The 16,452-nt window shown below is 67.1% G+C and carries 13 protein-coding genes; 12 read left to right on the forward strand and 1 reads right to left on the reverse strand.

Annotated elements, in window-relative coordinates; all coding sequences use genetic code 11:
* Positions 1–8 precede the first annotated feature (8 nt).
* From murD to lpxC, 10 genes are all read left to right on the forward strand, one after another.
* Positions 9–1,520, forward strand: coding sequence for a UDP-N-acetylmuramoyl-L-alanine--D-glutamate ligase (gene murD / locus U4Z64_RS10110; protein ID WP_321819896.1), 1,512 nt, complete (start codon positions 9–11; stop codon positions 1,518–1,520).
* Entirely contained in the window at positions 1,517–2,800 is a 1,284-nt protein-coding gene (gene ftsW / locus U4Z64_RS10115) for a putative lipid II flippase FtsW (protein WP_044844236.1), read from the forward strand. The genes murD and ftsW overlap by 4 nt, the downstream gene beginning before the upstream one ends.
* On the forward strand, positions 2,797–3,900 hold the full coding sequence (gene murG / locus U4Z64_RS10120; protein ID WP_321819897.1) for an undecaprenyldiphospho-muramoylpentapeptide beta-N-acetylglucosaminyltransferase: 1,104 nt from the start codon (positions 2,797–2,799) through the stop codon (positions 3,898–3,900). The genes ftsW and murG overlap by 4 nt, the downstream gene beginning before the upstream one ends.
* Positions 3,897–5,294, forward strand: coding sequence for a UDP-N-acetylmuramate--L-alanine ligase (gene murC, locus U4Z64_RS10125; protein ID WP_321819898.1), 1,398 nt, complete (start codon positions 3,897–3,899; stop codon positions 5,292–5,294). Before murG ends, murC begins: the two co-directional genes overlap by 4 nt.
* 1 nt (position 5,295) lies before the next feature.
* Positions 5,296–6,237 carry a D-alanine--D-alanine ligase gene (locus tag U4Z64_RS10130; RefSeq protein ID WP_321811387.1) on the forward strand — a complete coding sequence of 314 codons (942 nt, stop codon included), beginning with the start codon at positions 5,296–5,298 and terminating at the stop codon, positions 6,235–6,237.
* Between the two features lie 19 nt (positions 6,238–6,256).
* Complete coding sequence (locus U4Z64_RS10135; protein WP_124520021.1) at positions 6,257–7,009, forward strand: cell division protein FtsQ/DivIB; 753 nt, start codon at positions 6,257–6,259, stop codon at positions 7,007–7,009.
* Between the two features lie 26 nt (positions 7,010–7,035).
* Complete coding sequence (gene ftsA / locus U4Z64_RS10140; RefSeq protein WP_044844232.1) at positions 7,036–8,268, forward strand: cell division protein FtsA; 1,233 nt, start codon at positions 7,036–7,038, stop codon at positions 8,266–8,268.
* 111 nt (positions 8,269–8,379) lie between these two features.
* The gene (ftsZ, locus tag U4Z64_RS10145; protein ID WP_044844231.1) at positions 8,380–9,573 is read left to right on the forward strand and encodes a cell division protein FtsZ; all 1,194 of its coding nucleotides are present in this window, start codon (positions 8,380–8,382) and stop codon (positions 9,571–9,573) included.
* A 189-nt stretch (positions 9,574–9,762) separates the two neighbouring features.
* A complete protein-coding gene (locus tag U4Z64_RS10150) occupies positions 9,763–10,269 on the forward strand; it encodes a peroxiredoxin (RefSeq protein WP_321819899.1) in 507 nt (168 codons plus the stop codon).
* 240 nt (positions 10,270–10,509) lie between these two features.
* The gene (gene lpxC, locus U4Z64_RS10155; protein WP_044844229.1) at positions 10,510–11,427 is read left to right on the forward strand and encodes a UDP-3-O-acyl-N-acetylglucosamine deacetylase; all 918 of its coding nucleotides are present in this window, start codon (positions 10,510–10,512) and stop codon (positions 11,425–11,427) included.
* A 90-nt stretch (positions 11,428–11,517) separates the two neighbouring features.
* On the opposite strand, the gene U4Z64_RS10160 is transcribed toward lpxC, so the two are convergent.
* Positions 11,518–11,997, reverse strand: coding sequence for a DUF721 domain-containing protein (locus tag U4Z64_RS10160; protein WP_044844228.1), 480 nt, complete (start codon positions 11,995–11,997; stop codon positions 11,518–11,520).
* Between the two features lie 267 nt (positions 11,998–12,264).
* Here U4Z64_RS10160 and secA point away from each other — a divergent pair, with 267 nt between their 5' ends.
* Positions 12,265–15,063 carry a preprotein translocase subunit SecA gene (gene secA / locus U4Z64_RS10165; protein WP_124488223.1) on the forward strand — a complete coding sequence of 933 codons (2,799 nt, stop codon included), beginning with the start codon at positions 12,265–12,267 and terminating at the stop codon, positions 15,061–15,063.
* Positions 15,064–15,206: 143 nt separating this feature from the next.
* Positions 15,207–16,448 (forward strand): bifunctional glutamate N-acetyltransferase/amino-acid acetyltransferase ArgJ, encoded by a 1,242-nt coding sequence (gene argJ, locus U4Z64_RS10170; protein WP_124488224.1) that lies wholly within the window; start codon positions 15,207–15,209, stop codon positions 16,446–16,448.
* Positions 16,449–16,452: the final 4 nt, after the last annotated feature.

A 16,452-nucleotide genomic window follows, 5' to 3' on the forward strand; every position in this document is an offset into this window, starting at 1 on the left:
CTGGCGAGATGTTTGGAGATCGGCAGCGGCCGATGGTGCTCGTACTGGGGCTCGGTGAATCGGGTCTCGCGATCGCGCGGTGGTGCGCGAGGCACGGGTGCCGGCTGCGGATTGCCGATACCCGCGAGGCGCCGCCGAACCTTGCCGCGCTGCAGGCCGAAGGCATCGATGCGGAGTTCGTCGGCGGGCCGTTCACGCCCGCGCTGCTCGACGGCGGCGTCGAGATCGTCGGGCTGAGCCCCGGCCTGTCGCCGCTCGAACCGGCGCTGGCGGCGCTGATCGCAGCCGCGAGCGAGCGCGCGATCGCGGTCTGGGGCGAACTGGAATTCTTCGCGCAGGCGCTGCGCGCGCTCGGCACGAGCGGCTACCAGCCGAAGGTGCTCGCGATCACCGGTACCAACGGCAAGACCACGACGACGAGCCTCACGGGCCTGCTGTGCCAGCGTTCGGGCAAGAAGGTCGCCGTCGCCGGCAACATCAGCCCGGCGATGCTCGACCGGCTCGCGGGCGCGATCGACGAGACGGCGCTGCCCGACGTCTGGGTGCTCGAACTGTCGAGCTTCCAGCTCGAGACGGCGCGCACGTTCGCACCCGACGCGGCCGCGATTCTCAACATCACGCAGGATCACCTCGACTGGCACGGCAGCTTCGACGCGTATGCGGCCGCGAAGGGCCGGATCTTCGGCGCGACGACGACGCGCGTGCTCAACCGCGACGACGCGGCCGTGATGAAGTTCGCGCCGGCCGCCGGCGCGGCCGATGCGGCGCGCACGGTCACGTTCGGCCTGAACGAACCGGTGCAGGACGGCGACTTCGGGCTGTCGCGCGATAACGGTATCGCGTGGCTGGTCGAAGCGGTCGACCGCGATGCGCCGGACGAAACGACGACGACCCGCCGGCGCAAGCGCGACGGCGCGCATACGCCCGACATCGCGCAGAAGCGCCTGATGCCGGTCGACGCGCTGCGCATCCGCGGGCTGCACAACGCGGCGAACGCGCTGGCCGCGTTCGCGCTCGCGCGTGCGATCGACTTGGCCGCAGCGCCGCTGCTGCACGCGCTGCGCGAATACCGCGGCGAGGCGCATCGCGTCGAAGTGATCGCGACGATCGACGACGTGGACTACGTCGACGACAGCAAGGGAACGAACGTCGGCGCGACGGTGGCCGCGCTCGACGGGCTCGCGCAGAAGATCGTGCTGATCGCCGGCGGCGACGGCAAGGGGCAGGATTTCGCGCCGCTGGTCGCGCCGGTCGGGCGCTGGTGTCGTGCGGTGATGCTGATCGGCCGCGACGCGCCGGCGATTCGCGACACGCTCGCCGAAACCGGCGTGCCGCTCGCGGACCACGCGACGCTCGAAGGCGCGGTGCGTGCCGCCGCCGAGCTCGCCGAGCCGGGCGATGCGGTGCTGCTGTCGCCCGCGTGCGCGAGCCTCGACATGTTCAGGAACTACGCCCATCGCGCGGAGGTGTTCCGCGCGGCGGTGGATGAAGTCGCCATCGACAAAGGAGCGACGCCATGAGCTGGTCCGATCGCCTCGTCTCCCGTTTCAACGACCGGCGCGACACCGGCGGCAATGCCGCCGGCGGCCGCGTCGCGTCCGCCACGCGCGCTGCGACCGGCGGCCTCGCGAGCGTCGTCAACGGCGTGCGGCCGAGCCGCTCGCGGATGCTCGACTTCGACTACTCGCTGCTGTGGGTCGCGATCGCGCTGCTCGGGCTCGGCGTCGTGATGGTGTATTCGGCGTCGATCGCGATGCCCGATTCGCCGAAATACGCGTCGTATCACGATTACGCGTTCCTGATGCGCCACTGCGTGTCGCTCGTCGTCGCGTTCATCGCGGCGGTGATCGCGTTCCGCGTGCCGGTGTCGACCTGGGACAAATACGCGCCGCATCTCTTCCTGATCGCGCTGGTCGGCCTCGTGATCGTGCTGATCCCGCACGTCGGCAAGGGCGTGAACGGCGCGCGCCGCTGGATTCCGCTCGGCATCACGAACATGCAGCCGTCGGAAATCATGAAGCTCGCGGTGACGATCTACGCGGCGAACTACACGGTGCGCAAGCAGGAGTACATGCAGAGCTTCGCGAAAGGCTTTCTGCCGATGGCGTTCGCGGTCGGTCTCGTCGGCGCGCTGCTGCTGCTCGAGCCGGACATGGGCGCGTTCATGGTGGTCGCCGCGATCGCGATGGGCGTGCTGTTCCTCGGCGGCGTGAACGGCAAGCTGTTCGGCGGCCTGGTCGCGACGGCGGTCGGCACCTTCACGATGCTCGTATGGCTGTCGCCGTGGCGTCGCGAGCGGATCTTCGCGTATCTCGATCCGTGGGACGAACGGTATGCGCAGGGCAAGGCGTACCAGCTCACGCATTCGCTGATCGCGTTCGGCCGCGGCGAGTGGTTCGGCGTCGGCCTCGGCGGCAGCGTCGAGAAGCTGAACTACCTGCCCGAAGCGCATACCGACTTCATCCTCGCGGTGATCGGCGAGGAACTCGGCTTCGTCGGCGTGATGGTCGTGATCCTGCTGTTCTACTGGATCGTGCGCCGCGCGTTCGAGATCGGCCGCCAGGCGCTCGCGCTCGATCGCACGTTCGCGGGCCTGACGGCGAAGGGCATCGGTATCTGGTTCGGCGCGCAGACGTTCATCAACATGGGCGTGAACCTCGGCCTGCTGCCGACCAAGGGCCTGACGCTGCCGCTCGTGAGCTATGGCGGTTCGGGCATCCTGCTGAACTGTGTCGCGCTCGCGGTGCTGCTGCGGGTCGATTATGAAAATCGCGTCCTGATGCGGGGAGGGAAGGTATGACCGCGTCGCGACGCACGCTGATGGTGATGGCAGGCGGCACCGGGGGCCACGTGTTCCCGGGGCTCGCGGTCGCGCACCGGATGGAAGCGGCGGGCTGGCGCGTCGTGTGGCTCGGCAATCCGGCCGGGATGGAAGCGACGCTCGTGCCGAAGCACGGCATTCCGATGGAATACGTGCGCTTCGGCGGACTGCGCGGCAAGGGCCTGAAGACCAAGCTGACGCTGCCGTTCAACCTGCTGCGCGCATGCTGGCAGAGCCTCGGCGCGCTGCGCCGCGTGCGGCCCGACGTCGTGCTCGGGATGGGCGGCTACATCACGTTCCCGGCGGGCGTGATGGCCGCGCTGTCGGGTCGTCCGCTCGTGCTGCACGAACAGAATTCGATCGCGGGCCTGACTAACAAGGTGCTCGCGAAACTGGCCAAACGCGTGCTCGTCGCGTTTCCCGGCGCGCTGCCGCACGCGGAATGGACGGGCAACCCGATTCGTGCGGAACTTGCGCACACGGAACCGCCCAAAGCACGCTATGCGTCGCGCAGCGGCCCGCTGAACGTGCTGGTCGTCGGCGGCAGCCTCGGTGCGGCCGCGCTGAACGAAGTCGTGCCGCGCGCGCTGGCGCTGCTGATGCCGGACGAGCGCCCGCGCGTCGTGCACCAGGCCGGCGCGAAGCACATCGACGCGCTGAAGGCGAATTACGAAGCGGCCGGTTTCGCGGCCGGCGAAGGCGTGCGGCTCGTGCCGTTCATCGACGACATGGCGAGCGCGTACGCGGCGGCGGATCTCGTGATCTGCCGTTCCGGCGCGATGACGGTGTCGGAGATCGCGGCGGTGGGCGTGGCGGCGCTGTTCGTGCCGTTCCCGTACGCGGTCGACGACCACCAGACGACCAACGCCGCGTTCCTCGCCGATGCGGGCGCGGCCGTGCTGGTGCAACAACGCGACCTGTCGGCGGAACTGCTCGCCGACTGGCTGCGCGGCCAGTCGCGGGCGTCGCTCGCGGACATGGCGGAGCGTTCGCGCTCGCTGGCGAAGCCCGAGGCCACCGACGAAGTCGCGCGTGTCTGCGCGAAGGCGGCCGGCGCGAACCTGGAAAAACTGCAATGAAACACATCGTCAAACACATTCATTTCGTCGGGATCGGCGGCGCGGGCATGAGCGGCATCGCCGAAGTGCTCGTCAACCTCGGCTACGAGGTCAGCGGCTCCGACCTGTCGCGCAACGCGGTGACCGATCGTCTCGAGGCGCTCGGCGCGCGGATCGCGATCGGCCACGACGCGGCGAACATCGAGGGCGCGAACGCGGTCGTCGTATCGACGGCCGTGCGCTCGGACAACCCCGAGGTGCTGGCCGCGCGCCACCAGCGCGTGCCGATCGTGCAGCGCGCGGTGATGCTCGCGGAACTGATGCGCCTGAAGCAGGGCATCGCGATCGCCGGCACGCACGGCAAGACCACGACGACGAGCCTCGTCGCGAGCGTGCTCGCGGCAGGCGGCCTCGACCCGACCTTCGTGATCGGCGGCCGGCTGATCAGCGCCGGCGCGAACGCGCGGCTCGGCACGGGCGACTTCATCGTTGCCGAGGCCGACGAGTCGGACGCGTCGTTCCTGAACCTGTATCCGGTGATCGAAGTCATCACGAACATCGACGCCGATCACATGGACACTTACGGCCACGATTTCGCGCGGCTCAAGCAGGCGTTCATCGAGTTCACGCAGCGCCTGCCGTTCTACGGCAGCGCGGTGGTGTGCGTCGACGATCCGAACGTGCGGCAGATCATCCCGTTCATCTCGAAGCCGGTCGTGCGCTACGGGCTGTCGCCGGACGCGCAGGTGCGCGCGGAAGACATCGACGCGCGCGACGGCCGCATGCACTTCACGGTGATCCGCGAAGGCCGTGCGCCGCTCGCGGTGGTGCTGAACCTGCCGGGCCTGCACAACGTGCAGAACGCGCTCGCGGCGATCGCGATCGCGACCGATCTCGGCGTGGCGGACGACGCGATCCAGCTGGCGCTCGCGGAATTCAACGGCGTCGGCCGGCGCTTCCAGCGCTACGGCGAGGTGCCGAGCGCGGACGGCGGCCAGTACACGCTGATCGACGATTACGGCCACCACCCGGTCGAGATGGCCGCGACGATCGCGGCCGCGCGCGGCGCGTTCCCGGGCCGCCGCCTCGTGCTGGCGTTCCAGCCGCACCGCTACACGCGCACGCGCGACTGCTTCGACGACTTCGTCAACGTGCTGTCGACGGTCGACGCGCTGGTGCTGACGGAAGTTTATGCCGCGGGCGAAGCGGCGATCGCGACGGCCAACGGCGACGCGCTGTCGCGTGCGCTGCGCGCGGTGGGGAAGGTTGACCCGGTGTTCGTCGCGACGGTCGACGACGTGCCGGATGCATTGGCGAAGGTCGCGCAGAACGGCGACGTGGTGATCACGATGGGCGCGGGTTCGATCGGCGGCGTGCCGGCGAAGCTCGTGCAACACACTCAACAGAAGGCATGACATGAGCGGGATCGATCCGAAACGTTTCGGCAAGGTGGCGGTGTTGTTCGGCGGCGAATCCGCCGAGCGCGAGGTGTCGCTCACCTCGGGCCGCCTCGTGCTGCAGGGCCTGCGCGACGCGGGCGTCGACGCGCATCCGTTCGACCCGGCCGAGCGGCCGCTGTCGGCGCTGAAGGACGAAGGCTTCGTGCGCGCGTTCAACGCGCTGCACGGCGGCTACGGCGAGAACGGCCAGATCCAGGGCGCACTCGATTTCTACGGGATCCGCTACACGGGCAGCGGCGTGCTCGGCTCGGCGCTCGGCCTCGACAAGTTCCGCACGAAGCTCGTGTGGCAGCAGACGGGCGTGCCGACGCCGCCGTTCGAGATGGTGATGCGGGGCGACGACTACGCGGCGCGCGCGACGGACATCGTCGCGAAGCTCGGCCTGCCGCTGTTCGTGAAGCCGGCGAGCGAAGGCTCGAGCGTCGCGGTGCTGAAGGTGAAGACGGCCGACGCGTTGCCCGCCGCACTGTCGGAAGCGGCGACGCACGACAAGATCGTGATCGTCGAGAAGAGCATCGAAGGCGGCGGCGAATACACCGCGTGCATCGCCGGCGATCTCGACCTGCCGCTGATCAAAATCGTGCCGGCCGGCGAGTTCTACGACTACCACGCGAAGTATGTCGCCGACGACACGCAGTACCTGATTCCGTGCGGGCTGCCCGCCGAACAGGAAGCGGAACTGAAGCGCATCGCGCGCCGCGCGTTCGACGTGCTCGGCTGCACCGACTGGGGCCGGGCGGACTTCATGCTCGACGCCGCCGGCAACGCGTATTTCCTGGAAGTGAACACGGCCCCCGGGATGACCGACCACTCGCTGCCGCCGAAGGCCGCGCGCTCGATCGGCATCAGCTATTCGGAGCTGGTCGTGAAGGTGCTGTCGCTTACGCTCAACGACTGACGCAGGAACGGAACGACGTATGTGGAACAACGTTCGCCAACTCAACCTTGCCGCCAGCGCGCTGTACGCGCTGTTGCTGCTCGTGTTGGCGGCGGCCGGCTGCTACTGGCTGATCCAGCGTCCGACGTTCGCGCTGCGCGAAATCCGGATCGATGGCGACACCGAGCACATCAACTCGCCGACGGTGCGTGCGGGCGTGGTCGGCCGGCTGAAGGGCAATTTCTTCACGGTCGATCTCGACGCGGCGCGGGCCGCGTTCGAGCAGATGCCGTGGGTGCGCCACGCGAGCGTGCGCCGGGTGTGGCCGAATGCGCTGGCTGTCACGCTCGAGGAGTACAAACCGCTCGGGACCTGGGGCAGTGCGCAGCTCGTGAGCGTCGACGGCGAGCTGTTCACCGCGAACCAGGGCGAACTGGATCAGGAATTGCCCGCGTTCGACGGCCCGGAGGGCAGTGCGAAGGAAGTCGTCACGCGGTATCACGACTTCGCGAACTGGTTTGCGCCGCTGAAGGCGGCGCCGGAAGAAGTGACGCTGTCGGCGCGCTACGCGTGGACGGTGAAGCTGTCGAACGGTATGCAGGTCGAGCTGGGCAAGGAACGCAACAGCGAGTCGCTGCATGACCGGAGCCAGCGCCTCGTCGCCGCGTGGCCGGCTGTCACGGAGCGTTGGGGCAACGACATCGAGTACGCGGACCTGCGTTATCCGAACGGATTCGCGATTCGTGCGGCAGGCATGCGGTTCCTGACCGATACCGACAAGCGCAAGAAGTAACGAGAGATCACACGCAAGAGCACTTTATGAGCAAAGACTACAAGGATCTGCTGGTTTCCCTCGACATCGGCACGTCGAAGGTGGTGGCCATCGTCGCCGAGCTGAAGGGCGAAGGCCATTACGAGGTGATCGGCCTCGGCCAGAGCGAGTCGAAAGGTCTGAAGAAGGGCGTGGTGGTCAACATCGAGGCCACCGTGCAGTCGATCCAGCGCGCGCTCGAGGAAGCCGAGCTGATGGCCGACTGCAAGATCACCAACGTGTTCACGGGGATCGCCGGCAGCCACATCCGCAGCTTCAACTCGAGCGGGATGGTCGCGATCAAGGACAAGGAAGTCACGCAGACCGACGTCGCGCGCGTGATCGAGACCGCGAAGGCGATCAACATCCCGACCGACCAGCAGGTGCTGCACATCCTCACGCAGGAATTCATCATCGACGGCCAGGAAGACGTGCGCGAGCCGATCGGCATGAGCGGGATCCGCCTCGAGGTGAAGGTGCACATCGTGACCGGTGCGGTCAGCGCCGCGCAGAACATCGTCAAGTGCGTGCGCCGCTGCGGGCTGGAAGTGAACGACCTGATCCTGCAGCCGCTCGCGTCGTCGCTGGCCGTGCTGACTGAAGACGAGAAGGATCTCGGCGTGGTGCTGGTCGACGTCGGCGGCGGCACGACCGACATCGCGATCTTCGCCGAAGGCGCGATCCGCCACACCGCGGTGATTCCGATCGCCGGCGACCAGATCACGAGCGACATCGCGATGGCGCTGCGCACGCCGACGCCGGACGCGGAAGACATCAAGGTCGGCTACGGGATCGCGAAGCAGGCGCTCGCCGATCCGGACGAGATGGTCGAAGTGCCGGGCCTCGGCGAACGCGGTCCGCGCACGCTGTCGCGCCAGGCGCTTGCCGCCGTGATCGAGCCGCGCGTCGAGGAACTGTTCTCGCTCGTGCAGCAGGTCGTGCGCGAGTCGGGTTACGAAGAACTGCTGAGCTCCGGCGTGGTCATTACCGGCGGGGCTTCGATGATGCCGGGCATGGTCGAGCTCGGTGAAGACATTTTCCTGAAACCGGTGCGCATCGGCGCGCCGGAATACGCAGGCGGCCTCGCCGACGTGGTGCGCAACCCGCGCTACTCGACGGCGATGGGCCTGCTGGTCGAAGGCAGTGCGCAGCGCATGCGCGGCCGCAAGGTCGCCGTGCAGTCCGGCAACGCGGGGCAGATCTTCTCGCGGATGAAGGAATGGTTCCTGAGCAACTTTTGACATACCGAATCGAAATTCGCGCCGGTGCCGGCGGCTGGCGCGCGACAGGGGGTTGCCCGATCTCCTGCCGAATAACGGCCGAGTAGTTTTATTTTCTTGACGGAGGCAACAATGGAATTCGAAATGCTGGAAACCGAAACCAACGGCACCATCATCAAGGTGGTCGGCGTTGGCGGCGCTGGCGGCAATGCCGTTCAGCACATGATCAACCGTGGCGTGCAGGGCGTCGACTTCATCGTGATGAACACCGACGCACAGGCGCTGTCGCGTGCGCGCGCACCGTCCGTGATCCAGCTCGGCAACACGGGCCTCGGCGCCGGCGCGAAGCCGGAAATGGGCAAGGCGGCGGCGGAAGAGGCGCGCGAGCGCATCGCCGACGCACTGCGTGGCGCGCACATGGTGTTCATCACGGCCGGCATGGGTGGCGGCACGGGCACGGGCGCGGCGCCGGTGGTCGCGCAGATCGCGAAGGAGATGGGCATCCTGACGGTGGGTGTCGTCAGCAAGCCGTTCGAATTCGAAGGCGGCAAGCGCATGCGCGTCGCGGAAGCAGGCTCGCAGCAACTGGAGGATCACGTCGACTCGCTGATCGTCGTCCTGAACGACAAGCTGTTCGACGTGATGGGCGATGACGCCGAGATGGACAAGTGCTTCCAGTGCGCGGACGACGTGTTGAACAACGCGGTTGCGGGCATTGCCGAAATCATCAATGTCGATGGCCTCGTGAACGTCGACTTCGAAGACGTGAAGACGGTGATGGGCGAGCAGGGCAAGGCGATGATGGGCACGGCGACGGTCGCCGGCGTCGATCGCGCACGCCTCGCGGCGGAACAGGCCGTGGCGAGCCCGCTGCTCGAAGGCGTCGATCTGTCGGGCGCGCGCGGCGTGCTGGTCAACATCACGTCGAGCCGTTCGCTGCGTCTGTCGGAAACGCGCGAAGTGATGAACACGATCAAGAGCTACGCGGCGGAAGATGCCACGGTGATCTTCGGTGCGGTGTACGACGACGCGATGGGCGATGCGCTGCGCGTGACGGTCGTGGCGACGGGTCTGGGCCGTGCGGCGAAGAAGCAGCAATCGGCTCCGATGACGCTGCTGCGCACCGGCACCGACAACCAGCCGGTGAACGTCTCGCACGGCTATGCGCAGCCGCAGCACGTCAGCACGGCCGACTACGGCGCGCTCGATACGCCGGCGGTGTGGCGCAACTCGCGCGAAACCGCGGCATCGCACGTGCAGGCGCTGCAGGAGAAGGGTGTCGACACGTACGACATCCCGGCTTTCCTGCGCAAGCAGGCTGACTGACGACGCACACAGGCGAAGCCGCGGCAAGTTTGCCGCGGTAACGCCGGCGTGACGGATGCCACGGACCACGACAGGCCGCGTCGGATGCGACGCCGGGCCGGGAAACGTGCCCTCTTCGCTCGAGCGAGGCGGGATGGGCTGTGCTGTCCGCAACACGCTGAAAAACCGTATCGCTATGAGGGACCAGCCATGATTCAAGTGGGCGACGCGCTGCCCGACGCGCAACTGTTCGAGTTCATCGACGACGCGCGCGAAGGCTGCACGCTGGGGCCGAATGCCTTCAGCGTGCGCGACCAGGCTGCGGGAAAGCGGGTGGTGATCTTCGGATTGCCGGGAGCTTTCACGCCGACCTGCTCGGCGCAGCATGTGCCGGGCTATGTCGAGCACGCCGAGCAACTGCGCTCGGCGGGCATCGACGAGCTCTGGTGCGTGTCCGTCAACGACGCATTCGTGATGGGCGCATGGGGACGTGATCTGCACACCGCGGGCAAGGTGCGCATGATGGCGGACGGCAGCGCTGCTTTCACTCATGCGCTGGGGCTGACGCAGGATTTGTCCGCGCGTGGCATGGGAATCCGTTCCCTGCGCTACGCGATGGTGGTCGACGACGGTGTGGTCAAGACGCTGGCCGTCGAAGCGCCGGGCAAGTTCGAAGTGAGCGATGCGGCGAGTGTGCTCGCGACGTTGAAGTCCTGATCCTGCGGTGCGCCGTTGCCTGCCGGCAACGCTGCTCACCGGCCTCAGGGCAGTTGTAACACGGGCCGATGACCGGAAACGCCTCCGTTCCGGGCATCGGCCCGTCCCGTATCGGCGCGGGTAACCAGTCGAAACAGATTGATACGCAGTTTCAAACAGCGTCGAATAGGGAATTACGCTATAATCTCACCTATCGAATATAACTCCTGATTGATATTCTCAATCAAGACGAAGAACATCATGCTGAAGCAGCGCACCATCAAATCGATCGTGAAGACCGTGGGCATCGGTCTCCACTCGGGCCGCAAGGTCGAACTGACGCTCCGCCCGGCCGCGCCGGGCACGGGGATCGTATTCTCACGCGTCGACCTGCCCACGCCTGTCGACATTCCGGCATCCGCGATGTCGATCGGCGACACGCGGCTCGCGTCGGTGCTGCAGAAGGATGGAGCGCGCGTGTCGACCGTCGAGCACCTGATGTCGGCGTGCGCCGGCCTCGGCATCGACAACCTCTATGTCGACGTGACGGCCGAGGAAATCCCGATCATGGACGGCAGCGCCGCGTCCTTCGTGTTCCTGATCCAGTCCGCGGGCATCGAGGAGCAGAACGCGCCGAAGCGCTTCATCAAGGTGAAGAAGCCGGTCGAAATCCGCGACGGCGACAAGTTCGCGCGTCTCGATCCGTATTTCGGCTTCAAGCTGAAGTTCACGATCGACTTTCGTCACCCGGCCGTCGACAAGACCGGCCAGGAGCTCGAGGTCGATTTCGCGAATACGTCGTACGTGCGCGAGATCGCGCGTGCGCGCACGTTCGGTTTTGCCCATGAAGTCGAAATGATGCGCGAGCTGGGTCTCGCGCGCGGCGGCAGCATGGACAACGCGATCGTGCTCGACGAGTACCGGATCCTGAACAACGACGGGCTGCGTTACGACGACGAGTTCGTGAAGCACAAGATGCTCGATGCGATCGGCGACCTGTACGTGGTCGGCCATCCGCTGCTGGCGTCGTACACCGCGTACAAGTCGGGGCACGGGCTGAACAACGCGCTGCTGCGCGAACTGCTCGCGCACGAAGACGCGTACGAGATCGTCACGTTCGACGATCCGCAGGCTGCGCCGAAGGGCTTCGCGTTCGACGCGCAGACGGCCTTCGCCTGATCGGCGTCCGGCGCCCCGCGATAAAAAAAGCGACCCTCGGGTCGCTTTTTTATTGGGCGGCCGGCCCGCACGGGCGGTGGCGGTGCGCGTTCAGCGCGACGACTTCGCACCGTGCCGTGCGGCCATCCGCGCGAGCGCGGCCTGCAGCGGCGATGGCTCGAGGTGATCGGCGAGCTCGCGCAACGCGGCGGCGCCGACGGTCGTCATGCGCGCCTGCTTCACGTGCGGCGGTTCCGGCGCGTCCTTCGGACGCACGCGAACGCGCAGCGCCGAGACCGGCCAGCCGCGCTTCTGGAGATCGGCGAGCAGGCGCGGCTCGACTTGCCGCAAGCGGGCCGCGAGCGCATTGTGCGCGGCAAAGAGGGTCAGGGTGCCGTCCTTGATGGAGCCCGGTTCGACATGACTCGCAAGATAGTCGGGCAGGAGCGCGGCGAGGTCGCGCTGCAGCGACGCGACCTGTTCGACGCCGGCGCGCAGCGCCGCGAACGCGTCGGTGCGGTTGAGCACTTCGGACACGGGTTGCGGGCGATACGCGGGGAGCGGGCCGAAACGCTTGGAAAATCGATTCATCGAGGCATTCTTCGGGCGCGCACGGGCGCGGACGTTGACGCCGATTGTACCCGCGCCGGCTCCCGCACGGGCGGCTTTCGGGCCGTGCGCCCGGTTGCCTGCACGGGTTCGGCGTGCGGCGTGGGTCGGGCCGGGACACCGGCGCATGCTTTCTCGCGTGCTAAAATTCCTCGTTTGATTCCACTAATTCGCTAAGCCGCCGAGGCTCGGGCGTCGGGGCGCGCAACACGCGCCGGGCGCCGGTGCTGCGACGCAGGATCCGATCCGATGACAACCGGTTTTCTCCAGAAAATTTTTGGCAGCCGCAACCAGCGGCTCGTCAAGCAATACCAAAAGACCGTCGCGACGATCAATGCGCTCGAAACGCAGATCGAGAAGCTGACGGACGACCAGTTGCGCGGCAAGACGGATGAGTTCCGCCAGCGGATCGCGGGCGGCGAGTCGCTCGACAAGCTGCTGCCCGAGGCGTTCGCGGTCTGCCGGGAGGCGAGCCGCCGCGTGCTGAAGATGCGCCATTTCGACGTGCAGCTGATCGGCGGCATGGTGCTCCACTACGGCAAGATCGCGGAAATGCGCACCGGCGAAGGCAAGACGCTCGTCGCGACGCTGCCCGTGTACCTGAATGCGCTGGCCGGCCGTGGCGTGCACGTGGTGACGGTCAACGACTACCTTGCGCAGCGCGACGCCGAATGGATGGCGCGCCTCTACAACTTCCTCGGTCTGTCGGTCGGCATCAACCTGTCCGGCATGGAGCACGACCAGAAGCAGCAGGCCTACGCGTCGGACATCACCTACGGCACGAACAACGAGTTCGGCTTCGACTACCTGCGCGACAACATGGTCTACGAGACCGACGCGCGCGTGCAGCGGGCCCTGAACTTCGCGGTCGTCGACGAAGTGGACTCGATCCTGATCGACGAGGCGCGTACGCCGCTGATCATTTCGGGCCAGGCGGAAGACCACACCGAGCTGTACGTGCGGATGAACGCGCTGCCGCCGCTGCTCGAGCGCCAGATCGGCGAGGAGAAGGCCGATGGCACGGGCGTCGAGAAGCCGGGCGACTACACGCTCGACGAGAAGTCGCGCCAGGTGTTCCTGACGGAGTCGGGCCACGAGAAGGCCGAGCGGCTGCTCGCCGAGTGGGGCCTGATCGGCGAGGGCGAGAGCCTGTACGCGCCGCAGAACATCACGCTGATGCACCACGTGTACGCGGCGCTGCGCGCCCACACGCTGTTCCACAAGGATCAGCACTACGTCGTGCAGAACGGCGAAGTGGTGATCGTCGACGAATTCACGGGCCGCCTGATGGCGGGCCGCCGCTGGTCCGACGGCCTGCACCAGGCGGTCGAGGCGAAGGAGCACGTGAAGATCCAGAGCGAGAACCAGACGCTCGCCTCGATCACGTTCCAGAACTACTTCCGGATGTACGCGAAGCTCGCGGGCATGACGGGCACGGCGGACACCGAAGCGTACGAATTCAACGAGATCTACGGCCTCGAGACGGTCGTGATCCCGACCAACCGTCCGCCGAAGCGGATCGACAAGCAGGACCAGATCTACAAGACGGCCAAGGAGCGCTACGACGCGGTGATCCGCGACATTCGCGAGTGCTACGAGCGCGGTCAGCCGGTGCTGGTCGGCACGACCTCGATCGAGAACTCGGAACTGCTGTCGCACCTGCTGAAGCAGGCCGGGCTGCCGCACGAGGTGCTGAACGCGAAGCAGCACGAGCGTGAAGCGGCGATCGTCGCGGAAGCCGGCCGTCCGAAGCGCATCACGATCGCGACCAACATGGCCGGTCGCGGTACCGACATCGTGCTCGGCGGCAACGCCGAGAAGCAGGCCGCATTCATCGAAGCCGACGAAGCGATCCCGGCCGACGAAAAGGCGCGCCGCATCAAGCAGTTGCACGATGAGTGGGAAACGCTGCACGAGCAGGTGAAGGCCGCGGGCGGCCTGCACATCATCGGCACCGAGCGCCATGAATCGCGCCGGATCGACAACCAGCTGCGCGGCCGTGCGGGCCGCCAGGGCGATCCGGGCTCGTCGCGCTTCTACCTGTCGCTCGACGATCCGCTGCTGCGCATCTTCGCGGGCGACCGCGTGCGCTCGATCATGGATCGCCTGAAGATGCCGGAAGGCGAGGCGATCGAGGCCGGCATCGTCACGCGTTCGATCGAATCGGCGCAGCGCAAGGTCGAAGCGCGCAACTTCGACATCCGCAAGCAGCTGCTCGAATACGACGACGTGTCGAACGACCAGCGCAAGGTGATCTACCAGCAGCGCAACGAATTGCTCGAAGCGCACGACATCACCGAGACGATCTCGGCGATGCGTCACGGCGTGATCACCGAAGTCGTCCGCCAGTTCGTGCCGGAAGGCAGCATCGAGGAACAGTGGGACGTGCCCGAGCTCGAGGAAGCGCTGCGCAACGACTGGCAGCTCGACCTCGCGATCCAGGAAATGGTGAACGAGTCGTCGTCGATCACGGCCGAGGAGATTCTCGAAGCCGTGACGACCGCCGCCGACGAGCAGTACGAGGCGAAGGTCGCGCTGGTCGGCCGCGAATCGTTCAGCGCGTTCGAGCGTTCGGTGATGCTGCAGACGGTCGACCGGCTGTGGCGCGAGCACCTCGCGGCGCTCGACCACCTGCGCCAGGGCATCCACCTGCGCGGCTATGCGCAGAAGAACCCGAAGCAGGAATACAAGCGCGAAGCGTTCGAGCTGTTCGCCGCGATGCTCGACGCGATCAAGCAGGAAGTCACGCGCATCGTGATGAACGTGCAGATCCAGTCGCCTGAGCAGCTCGAGGAAGCCGCCGAGCAGATCGAGGAGCGCGGCGGTCATCTCGAAAACGTCGAGTTTCAGCACGCCGACTACGCGGAATCCGGCGCGCCGGTCGCGAACGTCGCGGCCGCCACCGCGGCCACGGCGACGGCCGACATGGTCGGCAGCGCGATGACCCACAGCGGCCCCGGCGGCGAGATGCCGAAGGTCGGCCGCAACGACCCGTGCCCGTGCGGCAGCGGCAAGAAGTACAAGCAATGTCACGGGAAGCTGTCATGATCGGCGGCGGCGCGCATCCGCGTGCCGCTTCGTTCGCAGCTTCGAGTCAGTGACGTGAGTTGCGGCGGCCCGCGCGTGCGGCCGCCGGTTCTTCCAATCGATGCCGGCGCGTGCCGGCATTTTCCATCCGGCAGGTGTGCCCCATGGCTGTCAATTTTCCGTCGATCGATCCCGCCCAACTCCATCCCGTCGCCGGCGTCACGCTCGGCTGGGCGGAAGCGAACATCCGCAAGCCGAATCGCAAGGACGTGCTGGTCATCTCCGTCGACGAAGGGGCGACGGTCGCCGGCGTATTCACCGAGAACCGCTTCTGCGCCGCGCCCGTGATCGTGTGCCGCGAGCATCTCGCGAAGGTGCGCGCGGGCGGCGCGGGCATCCGCGCGCTCGTCGTGAACACGGGCAACGCGAATGCGGGCACCGGCGAGCCGGGCCTCGCGAACACCCGCGAAACCTGCGCGGAACTCGCGCGTCTCGCGGGCCTCGACGCCGCACAGGTGCTGCCGTTCTCGACCGGCGTGATTCTCGAGCCGCTGCCGATCGACCGCCTGAAGGCCGGGCTGCCGGCCGCGCTCGCGAACCGCAAGGCCGCGAACTGGTACGACGCCGCGCAGGCGATCATGACGACTGACACGCTGCCGAAGGCCACGTCGCGCCAGGTGACGATCGACGGCCATACGGTCACGCTGACGGGCATCAGCAAGGGCGCGGGCATGATCAAGCCGAACATGGCGACGATGCTCGGCTTCCTCGCGTTCGATGCGAACGTCGCGCAGCCGGTGCTCGACACGCTCGTGAAGGAAGTGGCCGACCGCTCGTTCAACTGCATCACGATCGACGGCGACACGTCGACGAACGACTCGTTCATCCTGATCGCGTCGGGCAAGAGCACGCTGCCCGCGATCACGTCGACCGACTCGCCGGCTTATGCGGCGCTGCGCGATGCAGTGACGCAGGTTGCCCAGCAGCTGTCGCAGCTGATCGTGCGCGACGGCGAAGGCGCGACGAAATTCATGACGGTGCAGGTCGAGGGCGGCAAGAGCGTCGCCGAGTGCCGCCAGATCGCGTATGCGATCGGGCATTCGCCGCTGGTGAAGACGGCCTTCTATGCATCCGACCCCAACCTGGGCCGGATTCTCGCGGCGATCGGCTACGCGGGCGTCACGGATCTCGACGTCGGCAAGATCGATCTCTATCTCGACGACGTGCTCGTCGCGAAGGCCGGTGGCCGCAACCCGGCTTATCAGGAAGAGGACGGCCAGCGCGTGATGAAGCAGAGCGAAATCACGATCCGCGTGCTGCTTGGCCGCGGCGACGCGCAGGCAACGGTCTGGACGTGCGACCTGTCGCACGATTACGTGAGCATCAACGCGGACTACCGCTCCTGATCGG

The sequence above is a fragment of the Burkholderia sp. BCC1996 genome, from assembly GCF_905339955.1.
Lineage (GTDB): Bacteria > Pseudomonadota > Gammaproteobacteria > Burkholderiales > Burkholderiaceae > Burkholderia.

Bases quoted from the DNA above. Each gene is read 5' to 3' on its own strand.
- murD (WP_321819896.1), top strand. From the start codon at position 9: ATGTTTGGAGATCGGCAGCGGCCGATGGTGCTCGTACTGGGGCTCGGT.
- ftsW (WP_044844236.1), top strand. From the start codon at position 1,517: ATGAGCTGGTCCGATCGCCTCGTCTCCCGTTTCAACGACCGGCGCGAC.
- murG (WP_321819897.1), top strand. From the start codon at position 2,797: ATGACCGCGTCGCGACGCACGCTGATGGTGATGGCAGGCGGCACCGGG.
- murC (WP_321819898.1), top strand. From the start codon at position 3,897: ATGAAACACATCGTCAAACACATTCATTTCGTCGGGATCGGCGGCGCG.
- U4Z64_RS10130 (WP_321811387.1), top strand. From the start codon at position 5,296: ATGAGCGGGATCGATCCGAAACGTTTCGGCAAGGTGGCGGTGTTGTTC.
- U4Z64_RS10135 (WP_124520021.1), top strand. From the start codon at position 6,257: ATGTGGAACAACGTTCGCCAACTCAACCTTGCCGCCAGCGCGCTGTAC.
- ftsA (WP_044844232.1), top strand. From the start codon at position 7,036: ATGAGCAAAGACTACAAGGATCTGCTGGTTTCCCTCGACATCGGCACG.
- ftsZ (WP_044844231.1), top strand. From the start codon at position 8,380: ATGGAATTCGAAATGCTGGAAACCGAAACCAACGGCACCATCATCAAG.
- U4Z64_RS10150 (WP_321819899.1), top strand. From the start codon at position 9,763: ATGATTCAAGTGGGCGACGCGCTGCCCGACGCGCAACTGTTCGAGTTC.
- lpxC (WP_044844229.1), top strand. From the start codon at position 10,510: ATGCTGAAGCAGCGCACCATCAAATCGATCGTGAAGACCGTGGGCATC.
- U4Z64_RS10160 (WP_044844228.1), bottom strand. From the start codon at position 11,997: ATGAATCGATTTTCCAAGCGTTTCGGCCCGCTCCCCGCGTATCGCCCG.
- secA (WP_124488223.1), top strand. From the start codon at position 12,265: ATGACAACCGGTTTTCTCCAGAAAATTTTTGGCAGCCGCAACCAGCGG.
- argJ (WP_124488224.1), top strand. From the start codon at position 15,207: ATGGCTGTCAATTTTCCGTCGATCGATCCCGCCCAACTCCATCCCGTC.